This is a genomic window from Gluconobacter sp. Dm-73, from assembly GCF_018256215.1.
GTDB lineage: Bacteria > Pseudomonadota > Alphaproteobacteria > Acetobacterales > Acetobacteraceae > Gluconobacter > Gluconobacter cadivus.
In genome coordinates this window covers 202,144-218,492 of record NZ_JAERLW010000004.1, presented here as the reverse complement: position 1 = coordinate 218,492, position 16,349 = coordinate 202,144, and the positions used below count along the sequence as shown (strand labels likewise).

Genomic DNA, 16,349 nt, shown 5'->3' with positions numbered 1-16,349 from the left:
CAACTGACTCCCCGGGAAACCATGACCAGTCTGATCCGTCTTACATCCGCTTTCGCCCTGTGTGGCGCCTTTGCCCTCGCGGGCTGCTCGGGCGCTCCCAAGCCGGTGGATGATTCCGACCTGACACCGGCGCAGTTCATGGCGAAAATCCATGCCCAGCCCGGCGTCAAGACCCTGCCGGACGGCCTGGCCTACAAGGTTCTCCAGTCAGGCCCGAAAGATGGTGACAGCCCGCATCACGGCTCAACCATCATGGTCATCTACGAGGGTCGCCTTCCGGATGGCGGTATTTTCGACAGCTCCGACCAGCACGGCAACGGCGCCTACATGGAAATGCCGCTCGACGGCCTTGTGCAGGGCTGGCTTGAAGCCCTTCCCATGATGCATGTCGGCGACGAATGGATGCTCTATCTGCCGCCAAACCTTGGCTACGGCAAGCGCTCCATGGGCATCATCCCGCCCAACAGCCCCTTGATCTTCAAGATCCGTCTGCTGGGCGTCAACAACGGTGGCGGCGGCCAGCAGTAACAGCCGTCATCTCTGCCGGAGCCGCCTTCAGGGCCGTTCCGGCAGGGTCCAGTGCGCCTCGCAGCGCGCTTCATAAAGCTCCTGATCGCCCGTCTCCAGCAGATGGCCGGTGTCATGGGTTTTGGCGGTCCATACCGCAGGCGCGCCACAGACATGACAGCGGGCCTTCAGGACAATAACTTCGTCGGCCTCTTCCCTCAGCCGCTCCATGACGTCGAACGGAACGCGCCGATAATCGGTATCAAGCCCCCCGACGGTCACATCCACGCCCCGCGACCGAACATCCCGGATATCTTCAACGATATCGCCCTGATAATGCGGCGCAACCCAGAACTGCCCCTCATCCAGAACGATATGGCCGTACCGGTCCGCATCTTCGGGCCATGTGTTCACCGACATCGCAGCGAGATGAGATCCATCCCGGCTGACAAGCTCTGAGCCATCGCGCGTATCAAAGCCGGGTTTGAGGGCCAGAATATCCGTCTGCTTTCTCGCTGCGGCAATCAGATGCGCGGATTTTCCCGCAAACATCGGCCCCATATACACTACAAGACGGCCTCTGACGGTCATGGTTTCTCCTCCCGATAGCGCCATGAGCCCTATTACAGCCGATTTGCCAAGCCCCGGACTTGCTGAAACGGCTCTGAAAATGCGACAACGACACTGTGATCAGAATTGACCCAGCCGTCCGACTTCCCCTGTTTCTCGCCATTTTCATGGTGGCGGTCTTCGTTGTCGGTCATGCTTGGGAAAATCGCGCTCAGGCCCCGCGCGAATACGCCAATGAATGCAGCACCTGCCATCATGGCGGTCATGGTCAGGTTTCTGAAGTCGCCCCCATCTTCGGTCGCGTTGGCCCGATTGCCCAGTCCCCTGCCGGTCATCACTATCTTGTCGATGTCCTGCTTTACGGACTAAACGGCCCCATCACGGCGGGAGACGGCCATTACAACAGCTCCATGCCCTCTTTCCATCGCCTTTCCAACGACGAAATCGCCCGCATCCTGACATTCGTCGCAAGTCAGGAAATGCCCGCAGACGCCCCCAAATTCACCGCCGCCGATATCGCAGCGGCACGAGTTCATCCGATGTCGGCGGCGGATGTCCTGCAGGAACGCCAGAGGCTGGACCTGCAAACACCCGTTCATTGAAGCCGTTCGCTTCCCCTTTCCCAGCAAATAAAGACAGAACCCATGCAGCGCGTATTTTCCGGCATTCAGCCAACCGGCATTCCCCACCTGGGCAATTATCTCGGAGCAATCCGCAACTGGGTCACGCTGCAGAAAGACCATGACTGCGTCTTCTGTCTGGTGGACCTGCATTCCATCACCATGCCCTGGGACCCGCAGACCCTGCGTGAACAGACACTCGGCTCAACAGCCTGCCTGCTCGCGGCCGGAATCGAACCCACACGTCTATACAACCAGTCCGCCGTCAGCGCGCATGCCCGCCTCGGCTGGATTTTCAACTGCGTCTCACGCCTCGGCTGGCTCAACCGCATGACCCAGTTCAAGGACAAGGCTGGCAAGAACCGCGAGAACCATTCGGCGGGCCTGTATGTCTATCCCAACCTGATGGCCGCTGACATTCTGGCCTTCCATGCAACCCGCGTCCCCGTCGGCGAAGACCAGCGCCAGCATATCGAACTTACCAACGATATCGGCCAGAAATTCAATCATGACATGGGCGTGGAGTTCTTCCCGCAAGTGGAAGCCTTCATTCCGCCTGCCGCGGCCCGCGTCATGAGCCTGCGCGACGGTAGCAAGAAAATGTCCAAATCCGACCCGTCAGAACAGAGCCGCATCGTCCTGACCGACACGGCAGATGACATCGCCTTGAAGATCCGCCGCGCCAAAACTGATTCCGAACCGCTCCCCAGCGAAATGGACGGTCTGAGCGAACGTCCGGAAGCCCGGAACCTCGTCTCCATCTATGCAGCCATGTCGGATGAAACACCGGCAGACATTCTGGCCCGTTTCAGCGGTCAGGGCTTTGGCCCGTTCAAGAACGCTCTCGCGGATCTTCTGGTGGAACGTCTGGCTCCGGTCGCCAGCGAAACGCAGCGCCTGCTTCAGGACGAAGCGCATCTGCTCTCGGTTCTGCGTGCCGGTGCCGAACGTGCAAACAGCGTTTCGGAACCGATCGTTCAGGAAGCCGAACGCCTCGTCGGCTTCCTGCGCTAGGATTTCAGATGCTGGACGACCGGGAAACCGGCTCGTTCAGCAGATCCATGATCTCGGCGGCGGCAGCATCTGCGGGCGTTCCCACCGGCGGTGCAAGCATCTCAAGCACATCGGCAAACGCCATACGCTGCTTTTCCACCATCTGCGGATCGCTCAACAGCTTCGAGACCATCTCGGCCAGTTTCTTTGGCGTACAGTCTTCCTGAAGCAGTTCCGGCACAACTTCCCGCCCTGCCAGCAGATTGACCATCGCCACATGCGGCACTTTGATCAGACGCCGCGCGATCGTCGCCGTCACCGGGTTGACCCGATACGTCACCGCCATCGGCACATTGCCCATCGCAAGCTCCAGCGTGGAAGTCCCTGACTTGGTCAGGGCACACTGCGCGGCTGCAAAAGCATCATGCTTGTCATGAATGTCCGTGACGATATGCGGTTGGATCGGCCATTTGCGGATCAACTGACGAATCGTCGGCGCAATAACAGGCGCAACCGGGATCACAGGACAGATATCCGGATACTGCACCCGCAGAAGATCCAGCATCTTACGAAACACAGGCAGAAGCCGGGGCGCTTCCGAACGCCGACTACCCGGCATCAGGATCACGACCGGCGCATGGGGCGGAATATTGTGCCTCAGCCTGAACCGCTGCGCATTCCCCTGCCGTACGCCGGACTGGAGCACCGGATGCCCGACAAACCGCCCCTCAAGTCCGCGTTTTGCAAACCATTCAGGCTCGAAAGGCAACAGGCAAAGAAGCCTGTCCCACAGACCCGGAAATTCCTTGACCCGGCTTTCCCGCCAAGCCCAGACCTGCGGCGCCACATAATGAACGCGCTTGATCCCGGAACGCTCGATTTTCTGCAACAGTCGCAGAGCAAAACCCGGACTGTCGATCGTCACGACAAGATCGGGTTTGCGCAGTTCGATATCCTGCACGGCCTCCAGAAGCCGCTGCGACAGATGCCGCAGGCGAGGCAGAACCTCGACAAACCCCATCACCGCCAGATCGCTCATGGGAAACAGGCTGTGCAGCCCCAGCGCTTCCATGCGCCCCCCGCCAACGCCAGCAAAAACCAGCGACGGGTCCTGCGCATGAAGCGCCTGCATCAGGCGCGCGCCAATCACGTCTCCGCTGGCCTCACCTGCCAGAATCCAGATCACCCGCCCGTAACGGGGCAAAGGCGTGGTCTTTTGGGAAGGGTCCGCCGTGGCCTGTCCGTCAGATCCGGATTCTGGAAGAGAGTTCATCGACGCAGTACTGCCCCTGTTGCCTTGAGAACCGCAGCTTCCACCGATTTGGAAACCGCTTCAAGCTGCGTATCCGTAAGACTCTCGCTCTGCGGCTGCAAGACCACTTCCACACCGAGCGAGCGATGCCCTTCCGGCAGACTGCCGCCTTCGAACACATCGAACAGACGCACATCCTGCACCAGATTGCGATCTGCCATCCGCACCGCTTTCAGAACGGCCTGTATTTCGACATCCGGCCCCGCGACGAAAGCAAAGTCACGCCGGACGGGCTGCAACGCCGACAGGACAGGCACGGATTTCCGTTTGATCTTCGGCTGCGGCACCTGATCCAGATAGACTTCAAACGCCACCACGGTTCCACTCAGGCCCAAGGCCCGCGCAACACGCGGATGCAGTTCGCCAAAGCTGCCCAGAACCGTCTTCGGCCCCTGCCGGACCTGCCCTGACCGACCCGGATGATAGAAGCCCGGCGCATCCGCCGTCACGGACAGTGCAGCTTCCGGCACGCCCAGAGCCACAAGAGCCGCCGACAGATCCGCCTTCGCATCCCACAAGGTTGCGTCATGCGCGGCCACACCCGGCTCACGCGCTGTCTGTCCGGCCCGCAGCCCGGCAAGACGCAGATGCTGCCCTTCAGCATCAAAGCACGGTCCGACTTCGAACAGCGCGCCTTCTCCCGAAACGCCAAGGCCACGCGCCAGATTGCGCGACAGCGCCCGCGCCAGATTAACCAGCGGGGTCGGGCGAAGCTGATCCAGATCCGTCGCAATCGGATTCAGAAGATGCTGGGTCTCCGGCAGATCTCCGAACAGTGCAGCATCATCCTGCGCCACAAAGGAAAAGCCGACTGTCTCGGTCAGTCCACGCGCTGCACAGATCCGCCGCAACAGAGCCGCGCGGGCCTGAAGAGACGTCACGGCTGGAGCCGGAACCACCGTCGCCTGAGGCAGCGCGACCGCTGGAACATTGTCCAGCCCGTAAAGACGCAGCACTTCTTCAAGAAGATCGCACTCCGCTTCCATAGCCTGAACATGGCTTGCAGCCTTCGCCGCCACAGCCTCGTCCAGCGTCGGGGCCTGTGCCAGAACCTGTCCTGAAGCGATATCATTCCGCCAGGACGGCACAAGGAACGTCGCAGCGTCCGCCGTCTGCTCCGTCACCTCAAAGCCAAGATGCTCAAGCGACCGCACAGCATCTTCGGCCGGAAGATCCACGCCACCCAACGTCTTCAGACGCTCGAAACGTAGCGTCGCGGTCCGCTTCCAGTCCGGCAGAATGCCCGCTTCGGTAATCTCACTGACCTCACCGCCACACAGATCACGGATCATGATCGTAGCGGCCTCAAGCCCGTTAAGAACCTGCGCCGGATCAATCCCACGCTCGAAACGCTGCCGCGCATCGGTGTGAATGGCCAGACGGCGCCCGGTCAGGGCAATCCGCACCGGATCGAACAGAGCGGATTCCACGAACACATCCGTCGTGTTCTCATCCACACCGCTGCTCTCGCCGCCAATCAGCCCGGCAAGCGACTGCACCCCGGCCTCATCGACAATGACCATGTCCTCGGTGCCGAGCACATATTCGCGTCCGTCAAGCCCGGTAAAGGTCTCACGCGCGGCATGCGTCACCGTCAGCGTATCGCCTTTAAGTTTTGCAAGATCAAAGACATGCAGCGGTCGGCCAAGATCGTATGTGAGGTAATTCGTCACATCGACGAGAGCCGAAATCGGCTTGACCCCAACGGCTTCCAGACGCCGCCGCAGCCAGTCCGGGCTCGGCCCGTTCTTCACATTCCGAATAACGCGCCCAACGATATACGGACAGGCCGGATGCTCGGTTTTCCAGGCCAGCGGAGACGGAAAATCACCTTCCACGGCTTCCGTGAGCCAAGGCTTGAGACGTCCGATGCCTCCCGCGGCCAGATCGCGTGCAATGCCACGAATGCTCAGCGCATCGCCGCGGTTGGGCGTAATCGCAATCTCGATAACCGGATCATCCAGTTCCGCATAGGCAGCATAGGACTCCCCGATCGGAGCCGCTTCGGAAAGCTCGGCAATCCCGTTGCTTTCCTCGCCCAGCCCCAGTTCCTTCAGGGAGCACAGCATTCCGTTGCTGTCCTGCCCCCGGATCTTGCCCTTCTTGATGGTAATGTCGAGCCCCGGAACATACGTCCCCGGCGTCGCGAAAATCACATGCAGACCCGCGCGCGCATTGGGCGCACCACACACGACCTGCACGTCTTCAAAACCACCGCCAGCCGCCACACGACAGACCTGCAGGCGGTCCGCATCAGGATGGCGATGCGCTTCAACAATCTTGGCCGTCCGGAAACCCACCAGACGGTCGGCAGGGTTTTCAACGCCCTCGACCTCAAGCCCGATGACATTCAGCCGGGCGCAGATGTCTTCAACAGAAGCCGTAAAATCAAGATGTTCACGCAGCCATGAGAGAGAGAACTTCATGTCACACGCCCTCCGTCAGCGTGGCAGGCGAAAACGCCGAAAATCCATAATGACGCAGCCAGCGCAGGTCGCTTTCATAGAAAGAGCGCAGATCAGGGATGCCATTCTTCAGCATCGCCAGACGCTCTATTCCCATTCCAAACGCAAAGCCCTGCCATTCAGCGGGGTCCAGTCCGCAATTCGCCAGAACCCGTGGATGGATCATTCCCGAACCCAGAACCTCAAGCCAGTCAGACCCGCCGCCGATCTCGCCCGTCGCCTTCGACCAGCCGATATCGACTTCCATGGAAGGCTCGGTGAACGGAAAGTAAGAGGCCCGGAAACGGACCGGCAGGTTCGGCTTGTCGAAATAAACGCGCAGGAATTCGATAAGGCAGCCTTTGAGATGACCCAGCGTGATATTGCGGTCCACCACCAGACCTTCGCACTGATGGAACATCGGCGAATGCGTGGCATCATGGTCGGCACGATACGTCCGGCCGGGTGCAATAATACGGATAGGCGGCTGTGAGCCAAGCATCGTGCGGATCTGCACGCCGGATGTCTGCGTCCGCAGCACCCGCGGCTCCATGCCTTCTGTTTCCGGCGGAAGATAGAACGTGTCGTGCTCGGTCCGTGCAGGATGATGGTCCGGCGTGTTGAGCGCCGAGAAATTGTGCCACTGGCTCTCGATATCCGGCCCTTCGGCAACGGAAAAACCCATCGCGCCGAAAATGGCCGTCATTTCCTCAATGGTGCGGCTGATGGGATGGATGGTGCCCGTCACAACCGCAGGCGCGGGCATCGTCACATCGACACGCTCAGAGCGCAGACGGGCCTGAAGCGCCTCTTCCTCAAGATCGCGACCACGCGCCTCGACAGCCGCCGTCAGTTCGTCGCGCAGACGGTTCAGCGCCTGACCGCGCTCCTTGCGCTCCTCAGGTTCCAGCTTGCCTAGCTGCTTGAGCAAACCAGTCAACGCACCGGATTTACCCAGTGTCCCGACGCGGATCGCGTCCCACTGCGCACGGTCCTGCGCGCCAGCCAGCGCCGCCAGCGTGTCATTCCTGAGTATATCGAGATCGTCAGCCATACCGCCCATCTCCTGCAGCACAAAACAAAACGGGCCGTCCTGATAACAGGACGGCCCGCCAGTCACCAGACCCCAAGGAGGGGTCAAGCCGGAAAAGCTCAGCCGAGAGCGGCCTGGGCCTTCTTCACGATTTCACCGAAAGCGGCGCTATCGTCAAAAGCAATGGCGGCGAGGACCTTACGGTCGATCTCGATGCCAGCCTTGTCCAGACCGTTGATGAAGCGGCTGTAGGTCAGACCATGCTCGCGGACAGCAGCATTGATACGCTGGATCCACAGGGCGCGGAAATCACGCTTCTTGTTGCGACGGTCACGATACGCATAACGCAGCGCCTTCTCGACGCGCTCCAGAGCAATGCGATAGTTCGTGGACGAACGGCCGCGATAGCCCTTAGCGAGCCCGAGAACCTTCTTGTGACGGGCGTGCGACGTTACGCCCCGCTTGACACGTGCCATAGTACCTTATCTCCTCAGAGCCCGTAGGGCGCCCACTGCTTGATTGTCTTCGCATCCATGTCCGTCATGGTCTGGGGACCACGGTTGGTGCGCTTCATCTTCTGCGGACGGTTGATAAGGCCATGGCGCTTGTTGCCCGGGCCGCACATCACTTTGCCGGTCGCGGTGATCTTGAACCGCTTCTTGACCGACGACTTGGTCTTCATCTTGGGCATTTCGGTCTCCCTCGCCGTAAACGATTGGTCCCTCGCACAGTAGGGACTCTGCACGGCCGGGCATGCCACTCGTGGCCCGGACGCGTGCGCGGAAGCGGTGTCCTTATCGGAGGCCAAAGTATTCTGCAAGCGCATTATTTTCTTGAACGCTCAATCATAAGTGGTCCCTTTCCTCAAGTCACGACGACGTGAATGTCCTCACAGTGACGTGAGCAAAGTGAACCTTCTGACATCTTGACCCTTGATATCCTTCCATGTGCTTTGTCCGGAAGTCACCGTGCTGCACCAGAACAACATCTTCAGGAACATCATGAGCACATCATCCCGGCCAGGGCTCTGGGCCCTGATAACGGCCGCGGTCTTCGCGCTTTGCGGCGCGATCCTTACCGTAGGCGGCGCTTGGGTCGCCGCTATCGGCGGCCCACTCTATTACGTCCTCCTTGGCCTGGCACTTCTTGCCACGGCTTTCCTCTCATTCCGACGCAATCCGGCTGCACTGTACCTCTTTGCAGTCGTCGTTTTCGCAACGGTCATCTGGGAACTCACAGTTGTCGGTCTCGACATCTGGGCCCTGATCCCGCGTTCGGACATCGTCATCATCCTCGGCATCTGGCTGCTGCTGCCGTTCGTCTCCCGCCAGATCGGCGGAACGCGCACGACCATTCTGCCGCTCGCAGGTGCCGTTGGCGTTGCGGTGCTGGCCCTGTTCGCCAGCCTCTTCACGGACCCGCACGACATCAGCGGCGAACTGCCGACGCAGATCGCCAACGCCTCCCCCGTCGACCCGGACAACGTCCCGGCCAGCGAATGGCACGCTTACGGCCGTACACAGGCCGGTGACCGCTGGTCCCCGCTGAATCAGGTCAATGCATCGAACGTCAGCAACCTCAAGGTCGCGTGGCATATTCATACGCATGATATGATGACGTCCAACGACCCGGGTGAAGCAACGAACGAAGCCACCCCGATCGAATTCAACAACACGCTTTACATGTGCTCTCTGCACCAGAAGCTGTTTGCGATCGACGGCGCGACCGGCAACGTCAAATGGGTTTATGATCCGAAACTCCAGATCAATCCCGGCTTCCAGCATCTGACCTGCCGTGGCGTCAGCTTCCACGAAACGCCGGCCAATGCGACCGATTCCGATGGCAACCCGGCCCCGACGGACTGCGCCAAGCGCATCATCCTGCCGGTTAACGACGGCCGTCTGGTTGAAGTCGACGCGGACACCGGCAAGACCTGCTCGGGCTTCGGCACCAATGGCGAAATCGATCTGCGCGTTCCGAACCAGCCCTACACGACGCCCGGCCAGTACGAACCGACGTCCCCGCCGGTCATTGCGGACAAGCTGATCATCGCCAACAGTGCGATCACCGATAACGGTTCGGTCAAGCAGGCTTCGGGCGCCACGCAGGCATTCGACGTCTATACCGGCAAGCGCGTCTGGGTCTTCGACGCCTCGAATTCCGACCCGAACCAGCTTCCGGATGAAAACCATCCCGTCTTCCATCCGAATTCTCCGAACTCCTGGATCGTGTCGTCCTACGACAAGAACCTGAACCTCGTTTACATTCCGATGGGCGTGGGCACTCCCGACCAGTGGGGCGGGTATCGCACGAAGGATTCCGAGCGTTTTGCTCCGGGTATCGTCGCGCTGAACGCAGACACGGGCAAGCTCGCCTGGTTCTACCAGACGGTTCATCACGACCTGTGGGACATGGACGTTCCGTCCCAGCCGAGCCTCGTGGATATTACGCAAAAGGACGGCACACTTGTTCCGGCCATGTATATCCCGACCAAGACCGGCGATATCTTCGTCCTCGACCGTCGCACCGGTAAGGAAATTGTCGCAGCTCCGGAAACCCCGGTTCCCGGCGGCGCTGCTCCTGGCGACTACACGAACCCGACACAGCGCATGTCGCATCTGACCCTGCGTCCGAAGAATCCGCTGAACGACTCCGATATCTGGGGCGGCACGATCTTCGACCAGATGTTCTGCAGCATTTATTTCCATAGCCTGCGCTACGAAGGCCCCTTCACGCCGCCGTCGCTTCAGGGCTCGCTTATCTTCCCGGGCGATCTGGGTATGTTTGAATGGGGCGGTCTGGCCGTCGATCCGCAGCGTCAGGTGGCTTTTGCCAACCCGATCTCCCTGCCGTTCGTCTCCCAGCTGGTTCCCCGCGGACCGGGCAACCCGCTCTGGCCTGACGAAAACGCCAAGGGCACGGGTGGCGAAACCGGCCTGCAGCACAACTATGGCATCCCCTATGCCGTCAACCTGCATCCGTTCCTGGATCCGGTGCTGCTGCCGCTCGGCATCAAGATGCCCTGCCGTACGCCGCCTTGGGGCTATGTCGCCGGTATTGACCTGAAGACCAACAAGGTCGTCTGGCAGCACCGTAACGGCACTCTGCGGGATTCCATGTACGGAAGCTCTCTGCCGATCCCGCTCCCGCCGATCAAGATCGGTGTCCCGAGCCTTGGTGGCCCGCTCTCCACGGCTGGCAACATCGGTATCCTGACGTCGTCCATGGATTACTACATCCGGGCTTACAACCTGACGACGGGCAAGGTCCTCTGGCAGGATCGTCTGCCGGCTGGCGCCCAGAACACTCCGATGACGTATGCCATCAACGGCAAGCAGTACATCGTAACCTATGCTGGCGGACACAACTCGTTCCCGACCCGCATGGGCGACGACATCATTGCCTACGCCCTGCCCGATCAGAAATGATCTGACAGGACCATACAGGTCATGAAAAAGGGGAGGTGCCATCCGGCATCTCCCCTTTTTTGATGGCATCTGACTGGCCAGAGAACCGTTCGTTACATATGGTCATACTTCGGTCGCAGACGTAGAGACATGCCATGACATTGCCCGCCATCCGCCCCGCACTCGCGATAACGGCTGCAGTTCTCAGCACGATAATGGCAGCGCATGCCGAGGAGCGCCCCCTCGGTGCCATGCTCGACCCACATCATCACGGCAGGCTCATCTACCCCCCGGCGGAACTCGAACAACGCCAAAATGGAACGGCGCATATCCGCTGTACCGTCAGTGCTGCGGGCTTTCCCACAGAGTGCGAGACAACCGCATCACAGCCGGACTTCGCACTCGCCGCCGAAAATCTGGCCTATAGCTCAAAATTCCTGCCCGCTTACGAGAATGGGAAAGCCGTCCAAAGCACGTGGGAGTACACATACACTTTCCACACGTCCGCCGACCTGACACATCCGCTGCTCGATAAAATGCACTCTGCCCCCCCTCATTATCCGGAAGCCGCAGATGTTGCCGCCATCGGGGCCCACATCACCGTCACATGCCAGATCGATCAGATCGGGATCGCCCATGACTGCACCGCCAGCGACGGCCCCGCCATCCTGCAACGCGCGTCACTCGCCTATTACGGTCTCGCAAGATACTACCCAGCCCTGAAGGACGGGCAGCCCATCTCAGCGCAGTATCACGGCAGCATCGACTGGGATGCCTCCCACCCGGTAGACCAACAGGGATTTCGCTGATTTTAGGGGCAGTGACGAAACTTGCGTCCCGCCCGCAACCTATTGCATGGTTTCCGCCAAACCGGGGCGCGGCGTCCACGACCCGGCCCCCCTCTGGAGACCAGCATCATGTCATTCCGCCGCCTGTCCGTTGCCGCTTTTGCCGTCATGGCTCTCGGGGCCCAGATGGCTCACGCCAAGCCGTGTCGTGACGAAAAGGGGAAGTTCACAAAATGTGAAGCCCCTCCGAAGCCGAAGCCCTGCCGGGACGCAAAAGGCAAGTTCACCAAGTGCCCTGCACCTACCAGCAGCACGGCTCCCGCAACAGCGCCGAAGTAACATTTCACATCCCCGAAGGCTCCAGCCAACGGGGATTTTTTTACGCCTGAAGGGCAGCCCGCTTCTGGATCGCCTGCGCCATGGCTTCCACCCCGTTGCCACGGTTGGTCGAAAGCGCTTTGACCAGCCCCATCTCGTGCAAAAATACCGGACTTGTCCCAAGGATTTCTGCGCTGGATCGGCCTGAGTAAACCCTCAGTAACAGCGCCACGAGCCCCTGAACGATCGCAGCATCGGAGGCACCAGCAAAAAACAGCTTCCCGTCCCGCTCAATCGCTTCAAGCCAGACCTGACTCTGACAGCCCGGAACACGATGCGCATCATCCTGCCAGTCTTCCGGAAATGGCGGCAGCTTGCGTCCCATCTCGATGATGTACTGATACCGCTCCATCCAGTCGTCAAACAGACTCAGTTCAGCCTCGATCTCCTCAATAGCCGCAGCAGCAGTGTCTTCCGGGGGAACAAGATAGGCATCACTCACGCGTCACAATCTCCGTTACAGGCTTCAGTCCGTGCTCCCGCTGCCGTGACGCATGGTTTCGGCAACGGCTCTGCGCAAGGCGTCCTGCGTAAAAGGCTTTGGCAGAAGCAGACCGTTTTCAGGCGTTGGCATATCATCTGTATGTCCGCTGATAAACAACACCTTCAATCCCGACACCGCTTTCTGTAACGCTGTCGCACAGGTCAGCCCATCATGATCAGGCATCCGCATATCGACGATCGCCAGATCAAACGGAGCTGCCGCATCAACAGAGTTCAACGCCTCTTCCAGCGAAGAAACAGCCGTCACCTTATGTCCGTCCTGTGTAAGGAAACCGGATGTCACCATCCGTACCGGCGCTTCATCATCCAGAACCAGAACCTTCAGCGACCGCCCGACAACCCCGCCGGGACGTTCAGGCTGACGACCCGGTTGCTGCCCTCTCCGCGCCACAGGCAGAATCAGCGTCATGCGCGTTCCTTCACCCACGACACTGTCGACAACGATCTCTCCGTAACTGCGACTGAGAAATCCATAAACACTCGACAGGCCCAGCCCCGTCCCGCGCCCGACATCCTTGGTCGTGAAGAACGGATCAAAAATTCTCGCCGCAATGTCCGGCGTCATGCCCGCACCTTCATCCACGACGTCCAGCGCCACCGCCCGATCGGGACAACACTCCGCAGGCAGATCCGTCCGCTTCTGATCCACAACCCGCGCGCTGATCCGCACCGTTCCACCATCCGCCATGGCATCGCGTGCATTCACACACAGATTCAACAGGGCCATTTCAAGCTGATCGGCATCCGACCACACCAAAGGCAGATCCTGCGGGAGGTCTTCAACGCACAGCGCACAAGGTGACGCCACCGCAGGCGCACCACGCTTCTTGAGACTCTGACGCAGAAGATCCGTCAAACCGGGCAAAAGTTGTTCCAAAGACACCGCGGACAACCGCGCCTCACGCGGACGTCCGAACTGAAGCAGCCGTCGTGTCAGAACTGCTCCACGCTGCGCTGAGTCAGCAGCATTGCGCAGCAGCGTTAAAGACGCCTCGTCAAGATCGGCAATATCTTCCAGCAGTTCGAGAGACCCGGAAATCGCGGCGAGCAGATTATTGAAATCATGAGCGATTCCTCCTGCCAGCGTCCCGAGAGACTGAAGCTTTTCCGCCTGTCGCAGCCGCGATTCCATGGCAACGCGCGACGTCACATCCCGGTCCATGCTGACCTGCCAGGCATCTTCCGAAGTCACACCTTCTGGCCACGCCAGCGCCAGTCGCGTCAGTTCATGCCAGCGCATGGACGTCTTGCCGCCCTCCTCCGCAAGAACTTCTCCAACCAGACGTTCTTCCTGCCCAGACCTGCGGACGCTCTCTCGCATAGCCTCCACGTCAGGCCACAGATTTTCCGGAAAATGGGCCTGCTCGGTTTCGGCACCGCTCTCGGATTCATCGCGCACATTGCTGCGGATACACCGCCCGTCGCGGTCAGAAAAAACCAGCCCAATCGGCAGCGCTTCCATCAGTCCCCGCAGCAGAGCCTGCTCGGTCCGCAACGCCCGCTGCGCCAGACAATGCTGCGTGACTTCCCCAACCAGTGATCTCAGCGCATCCGAATCCCAAGGCTTGTGCACATAAGCCTGTACCTGCCCCTGATTCAGCGCCGATACGACGGCCTCCAGATCTGCATATCCCGTCAGCAGAATACTGCGCGCGTCCGAAAATGCCCGCGCCTGCATCAACAACTGATCCCCGGTCAGGCCCGGCATCCGCTGGTCGGAAATAATCGTCGCAACATCCCGATGTTCCCGCAACAGATCCAGCGCCCGCAGCGGGTCCGTCGTGGAGAGGATTTCATACTGGTCTTCCAGCAGATCCGTCAGGGCAACGAGGATTTCCTCCTCATCGTCCACCAGCAGAATCAGAGGACGCGACGGTCCTTTTGCGCTCCAGAAAGTCATGCTGCGCGGCCAGTCGCCACCGGCCCCTCCTCGGTCATGCGAACGGGCAGACTCAGCCGGAAACAGGCTCCGATACCATGCCCGCCCGGCAGATTGGCGTCCGTTACTTCAATCGTCCCGTCATGCGCCTCCATGACACTATAGGCAATGGCCAGTCCCAGCCCCGTCCCTGTTCCCACAGGTTTGGTCGTAAAAAACGGGTCAAAGATCCGTGTCCGCAATTCATAAGGCAAACCTGGCCCGTCATCGCTCACACTCATTTCATAACGCCCGTTCTCCAGACGCGAGGCGATGACGATCGTCCCGCGCACCACATCACTATCCACGGACAGATCCGCAAGCGCATCCGCCGCATTGGAAATGATGTTCATGACAACCTGATTGAGAAAAGCGGGCTGACAGACCAGTTCGGCCGGTGCCTGAAGGTCCTTCCGAACCACAATCCCCGGCCCCAGTTTATGGGCCAGCAAAGCCAGCGCTGTGTCCAGTGCGGCCGGAACATCGACTTTCTGGAACGAGCTTTCATCCAGACGTGAAAACCGCCTCAGGCTCAGCACCAGATTTTGAATCCGCTGCAAGCCGAGCTTCATGGAGTCCAGACGCGACATACCTTTTTTCGTCAGCGAGATTGCTTCGTCAGACGCATTGACGCCCTGCAACCGCTTCAACGTCCGTGCCACCGTATCGGCATGGGCAATCGTGAAGGCCAGCGGGTTGTTGATCTCGTGCGCGATCCCCGCCACCAATTCACCCAGCGAGGCCATTTTTGCCGTCTGCACGAGCTTGGACTGCGCCTGAAGAAGCCGCTCGTTCGTACGCGCCAACTCCATATTGGCCTGCGCGAGCGCTTCGGCCATTTCCGCCTTGGCTCGCGCGGCCTCCAGTGTCAGAGCATTCTGCTGACGCTCGATTTCCTGCTGGCGGAACTCGTCCTGTGCCATCCTGCGCTGGGCCAGTGTCCGGATTCGCATCGCAAGAGCTTCAAGCGCGATATCGCTCGGCACCAGATCGTCAATTCCGGCTTCGAAGAACTCGCCGGAAGACTGCCGCCTGAACCGTGACGCCTCCACGATCCCCAGCGTCCGAAACGGAATGCCACCGGCCTCCAGCACAGCCTGCCGCCGCGCATCCAGCAGACGGCAGAATTTCAGATCCTCGTCTCCGCTCCCGAGTTCCAGCACCAGACAGTCCGGACTGTCGGCCCCCCGCAGCCATCCGCCTTCGATCAGGTCGTCCGAACGCTCAATGGATGTCACGGTATGCCCGTCACGCCAGAGCAGCTCTCCCAGCGTCGTTTCGGGTGCTTCCTCAGTTGTATCGTCTTCGTCTTCCTCCTCGCGTGGAGAATTGACGATCACGATCCGGGCCCGACGCAACCGGGACGCCTCGTCAACCTGAAGAAGCTCTGGCCCTTCCCGCAACAAGGCCCGCATCCGCAGGACCATCAGGTCAGGATGAGCCGATTTGGAAATATAAGCGTCAGCCCCGCTTTCGAGCCCCTCACGCTCCACACCCGGCGACGCATCTTCCGTGAGCATCAGGATCGGAATGTTGCGGGTCAGCGCATCTAGCCGCAGCCGCCGCGCAAGCTGTCCTCCGCTCATCCCCGGCAGTTCGGTACAGGCCACGACCAGATCAGGCATCGTATCCTCGATCGTGCCCAAACCTTCCTCGCCGCTGGTCGCGCAGGTGAGCGCAAAGCCTTCATTGACCAGAATCCGGGCAATCTGCCGGGCATGGTCGCAGTCAGGCTCCACCAGAACGACCCGGGGCATATTCGGCGTTACCATCGGCATCTCGAATTCAGGAAAAGGCATGACGGCACGGGAAAGTTTGCATTGGCGATCTCTTGCAGCTAGTCCGAAGTGAACCATTCGTCCGCTTTCAGGGACG

The 16,349-nt window shown here is 60.1% G+C and carries 15 protein-coding genes; 6 read left to right on the top strand and 9 right to left on the bottom strand.

What is annotated here, in order from left to right; genetic code table 11:
- Nucleotides 1-21 precede the first annotated feature (21 nt).
- Complete coding sequence (locus JK176_RS06310) at nt 22-528, top strand: FKBP-type peptidyl-prolyl cis-trans isomerase (protein ID WP_099286833.1); 507 nt, start codon at nt 22-24, stop codon at nt 526-528.
- Between the two features lie 27 nt (nt 529-555).
- Here JK176_RS06310 and JK176_RS06305 read toward each other — a convergent pair whose 3' ends face one another.
- Nucleotides 556-1,098, bottom strand: a complete 543-nt coding sequence (locus JK176_RS06305) for a thymidine kinase (RefSeq protein WP_211587054.1) — start codon at nt 1,096-1,098, stop codon at nt 556-558.
- Between the two features lie 95 nt (nt 1,099-1,193).
- Here JK176_RS06305 and JK176_RS06300 point away from each other — a divergent pair, with 95 nt between their 5' ends.
- Together JK176_RS06300 and trpS are read left to right on the top strand one after the other, a co-directional pair.
- On the top strand, nt 1,194-1,679 hold the full coding sequence (locus JK176_RS06300) for a c-type cytochrome (protein ID WP_349291909.1): 486 nt from the start codon (nt 1,194-1,196) through the stop codon (nt 1,677-1,679).
- A 42-nt stretch (nt 1,680-1,721) separates the two neighbouring features.
- Nucleotides 1,722-2,711: a tryptophan--tRNA ligase gene (gene trpS, locus JK176_RS06295; RefSeq protein WP_086648774.1), complete on the top strand. Its 990-nt coding sequence runs from the start codon at nt 1,722-1,724 to the stop codon at nt 2,709-2,711.
- 4 nt (nt 2,712-2,715) lie between these two features.
- Here the strand turns inward: trpS and lpxB are convergent, their stop codons facing one another.
- From lpxB to rpmI, 5 genes are all read right to left on the bottom strand, one after another.
- Nucleotides 2,716-3,963: a lipid-A-disaccharide synthase gene (gene lpxB, locus JK176_RS06290; RefSeq protein ID WP_211587052.1), complete on the bottom strand. Its 1,248-nt coding sequence runs from the start codon at nt 3,961-3,963 to the stop codon at nt 2,716-2,718.
- A complete protein-coding gene (gene pheT / locus JK176_RS06285; protein ID WP_211587050.1) occupies nt 3,960-6,428 on the bottom strand; it encodes a phenylalanine--tRNA ligase subunit beta in 2,469 nt (822 codons plus the stop codon). The genes lpxB and pheT overlap by 4 nt, the downstream gene beginning before the upstream one ends.
- A 1-nt stretch (nt 6,429) precedes the next feature.
- Nucleotides 6,430-7,500, bottom strand: coding sequence for a phenylalanine--tRNA ligase subunit alpha (pheS, locus tag JK176_RS06280; protein WP_211587048.1), 1,071 nt, complete (start codon nt 7,498-7,500; stop codon nt 6,430-6,432).
- A gap of 98 nt (nt 7,501-7,598) precedes the next feature.
- Nucleotides 7,599-7,955, bottom strand: coding sequence for a 50S ribosomal protein L20 (rplT, locus tag JK176_RS06275; protein WP_062033041.1), 357 nt, complete (start codon nt 7,953-7,955; stop codon nt 7,599-7,601).
- A gap of 14 nt (nt 7,956-7,969) precedes the next feature.
- Nucleotides 7,970-8,170 carry a 50S ribosomal protein L35 gene (gene rpmI / locus JK176_RS06270; RefSeq protein ID WP_046901279.1) on the bottom strand — a complete coding sequence of 67 codons (201 nt, stop codon included), beginning with the start codon at nt 8,168-8,170 and terminating at the stop codon, nt 7,970-7,972.
- Nucleotides 8,171-8,480: 310 nt separating this feature from the next.
- On the opposite strand from rpmI, the gene JK176_RS06265 reads away from it, so the two are divergent.
- The 3 genes from JK176_RS06265 to JK176_RS06255 all read left to right on the top strand — a co-directional run bounded on the left by JK176_RS06265 (nt 8,481) and on the right by JK176_RS06255 (nt 12,013).
- Nucleotides 8,481-10,907 carry a glucose/quinate/shikimate family membrane-bound PQQ-dependent dehydrogenase gene (locus JK176_RS06265; RefSeq protein ID WP_211587043.1) on the top strand — a complete coding sequence of 809 codons (2,427 nt, stop codon included), beginning with the start codon at nt 8,481-8,483 and terminating at the stop codon, nt 10,905-10,907.
- A gap of 134 nt (nt 10,908-11,041) precedes the next feature.
- Nucleotides 11,042-11,695, top strand: coding sequence for an energy transducer TonB (locus tag JK176_RS06260; RefSeq protein ID WP_249194251.1), 654 nt, complete (start codon nt 11,042-11,044; stop codon nt 11,693-11,695).
- A 108-nt stretch (nt 11,696-11,803) separates the two neighbouring features.
- Nucleotides 11,804-12,013, top strand: a complete 210-nt coding sequence (locus tag JK176_RS06255) for a hypothetical protein (RefSeq protein WP_211587041.1) — start codon at nt 11,804-11,806, stop codon at nt 12,011-12,013.
- Nucleotides 12,014-12,053: 40 nt separating this feature from the next.
- Here the strand turns inward: JK176_RS06255 and JK176_RS06250 are convergent, their stop codons facing one another.
- The 3 genes from JK176_RS06250 to JK176_RS06240 are packed head-to-tail and all read right to left on the bottom strand — an operon-like array spanning nt 12,054 to nt 16,252.
- On the bottom strand, nt 12,054-12,494 hold the full coding sequence (locus JK176_RS06250; RefSeq protein WP_211587039.1) for a SufE family protein: 441 nt from the start codon (nt 12,492-12,494) through the stop codon (nt 12,054-12,056).
- Between the two features lie 24 nt (nt 12,495-12,518).
- The gene (locus tag JK176_RS06245) at nt 12,519-14,456 is read right to left on the bottom strand and encodes a response regulator (protein ID WP_211587037.1); all 1,938 of its coding nucleotides are present in this window, start codon (nt 14,454-14,456) and stop codon (nt 12,519-12,521) included.
- Complete coding sequence (locus JK176_RS06240; protein WP_408874185.1) at nt 14,453-16,252, bottom strand: ATP-binding protein; 1,800 nt, start codon at nt 16,250-16,252, stop codon at nt 14,453-14,455. The genes JK176_RS06245 and JK176_RS06240 overlap by 4 nt, the downstream gene beginning before the upstream one ends.
- Between the last annotated feature and the right edge of the window lie 97 nt (nt 16,253-16,349).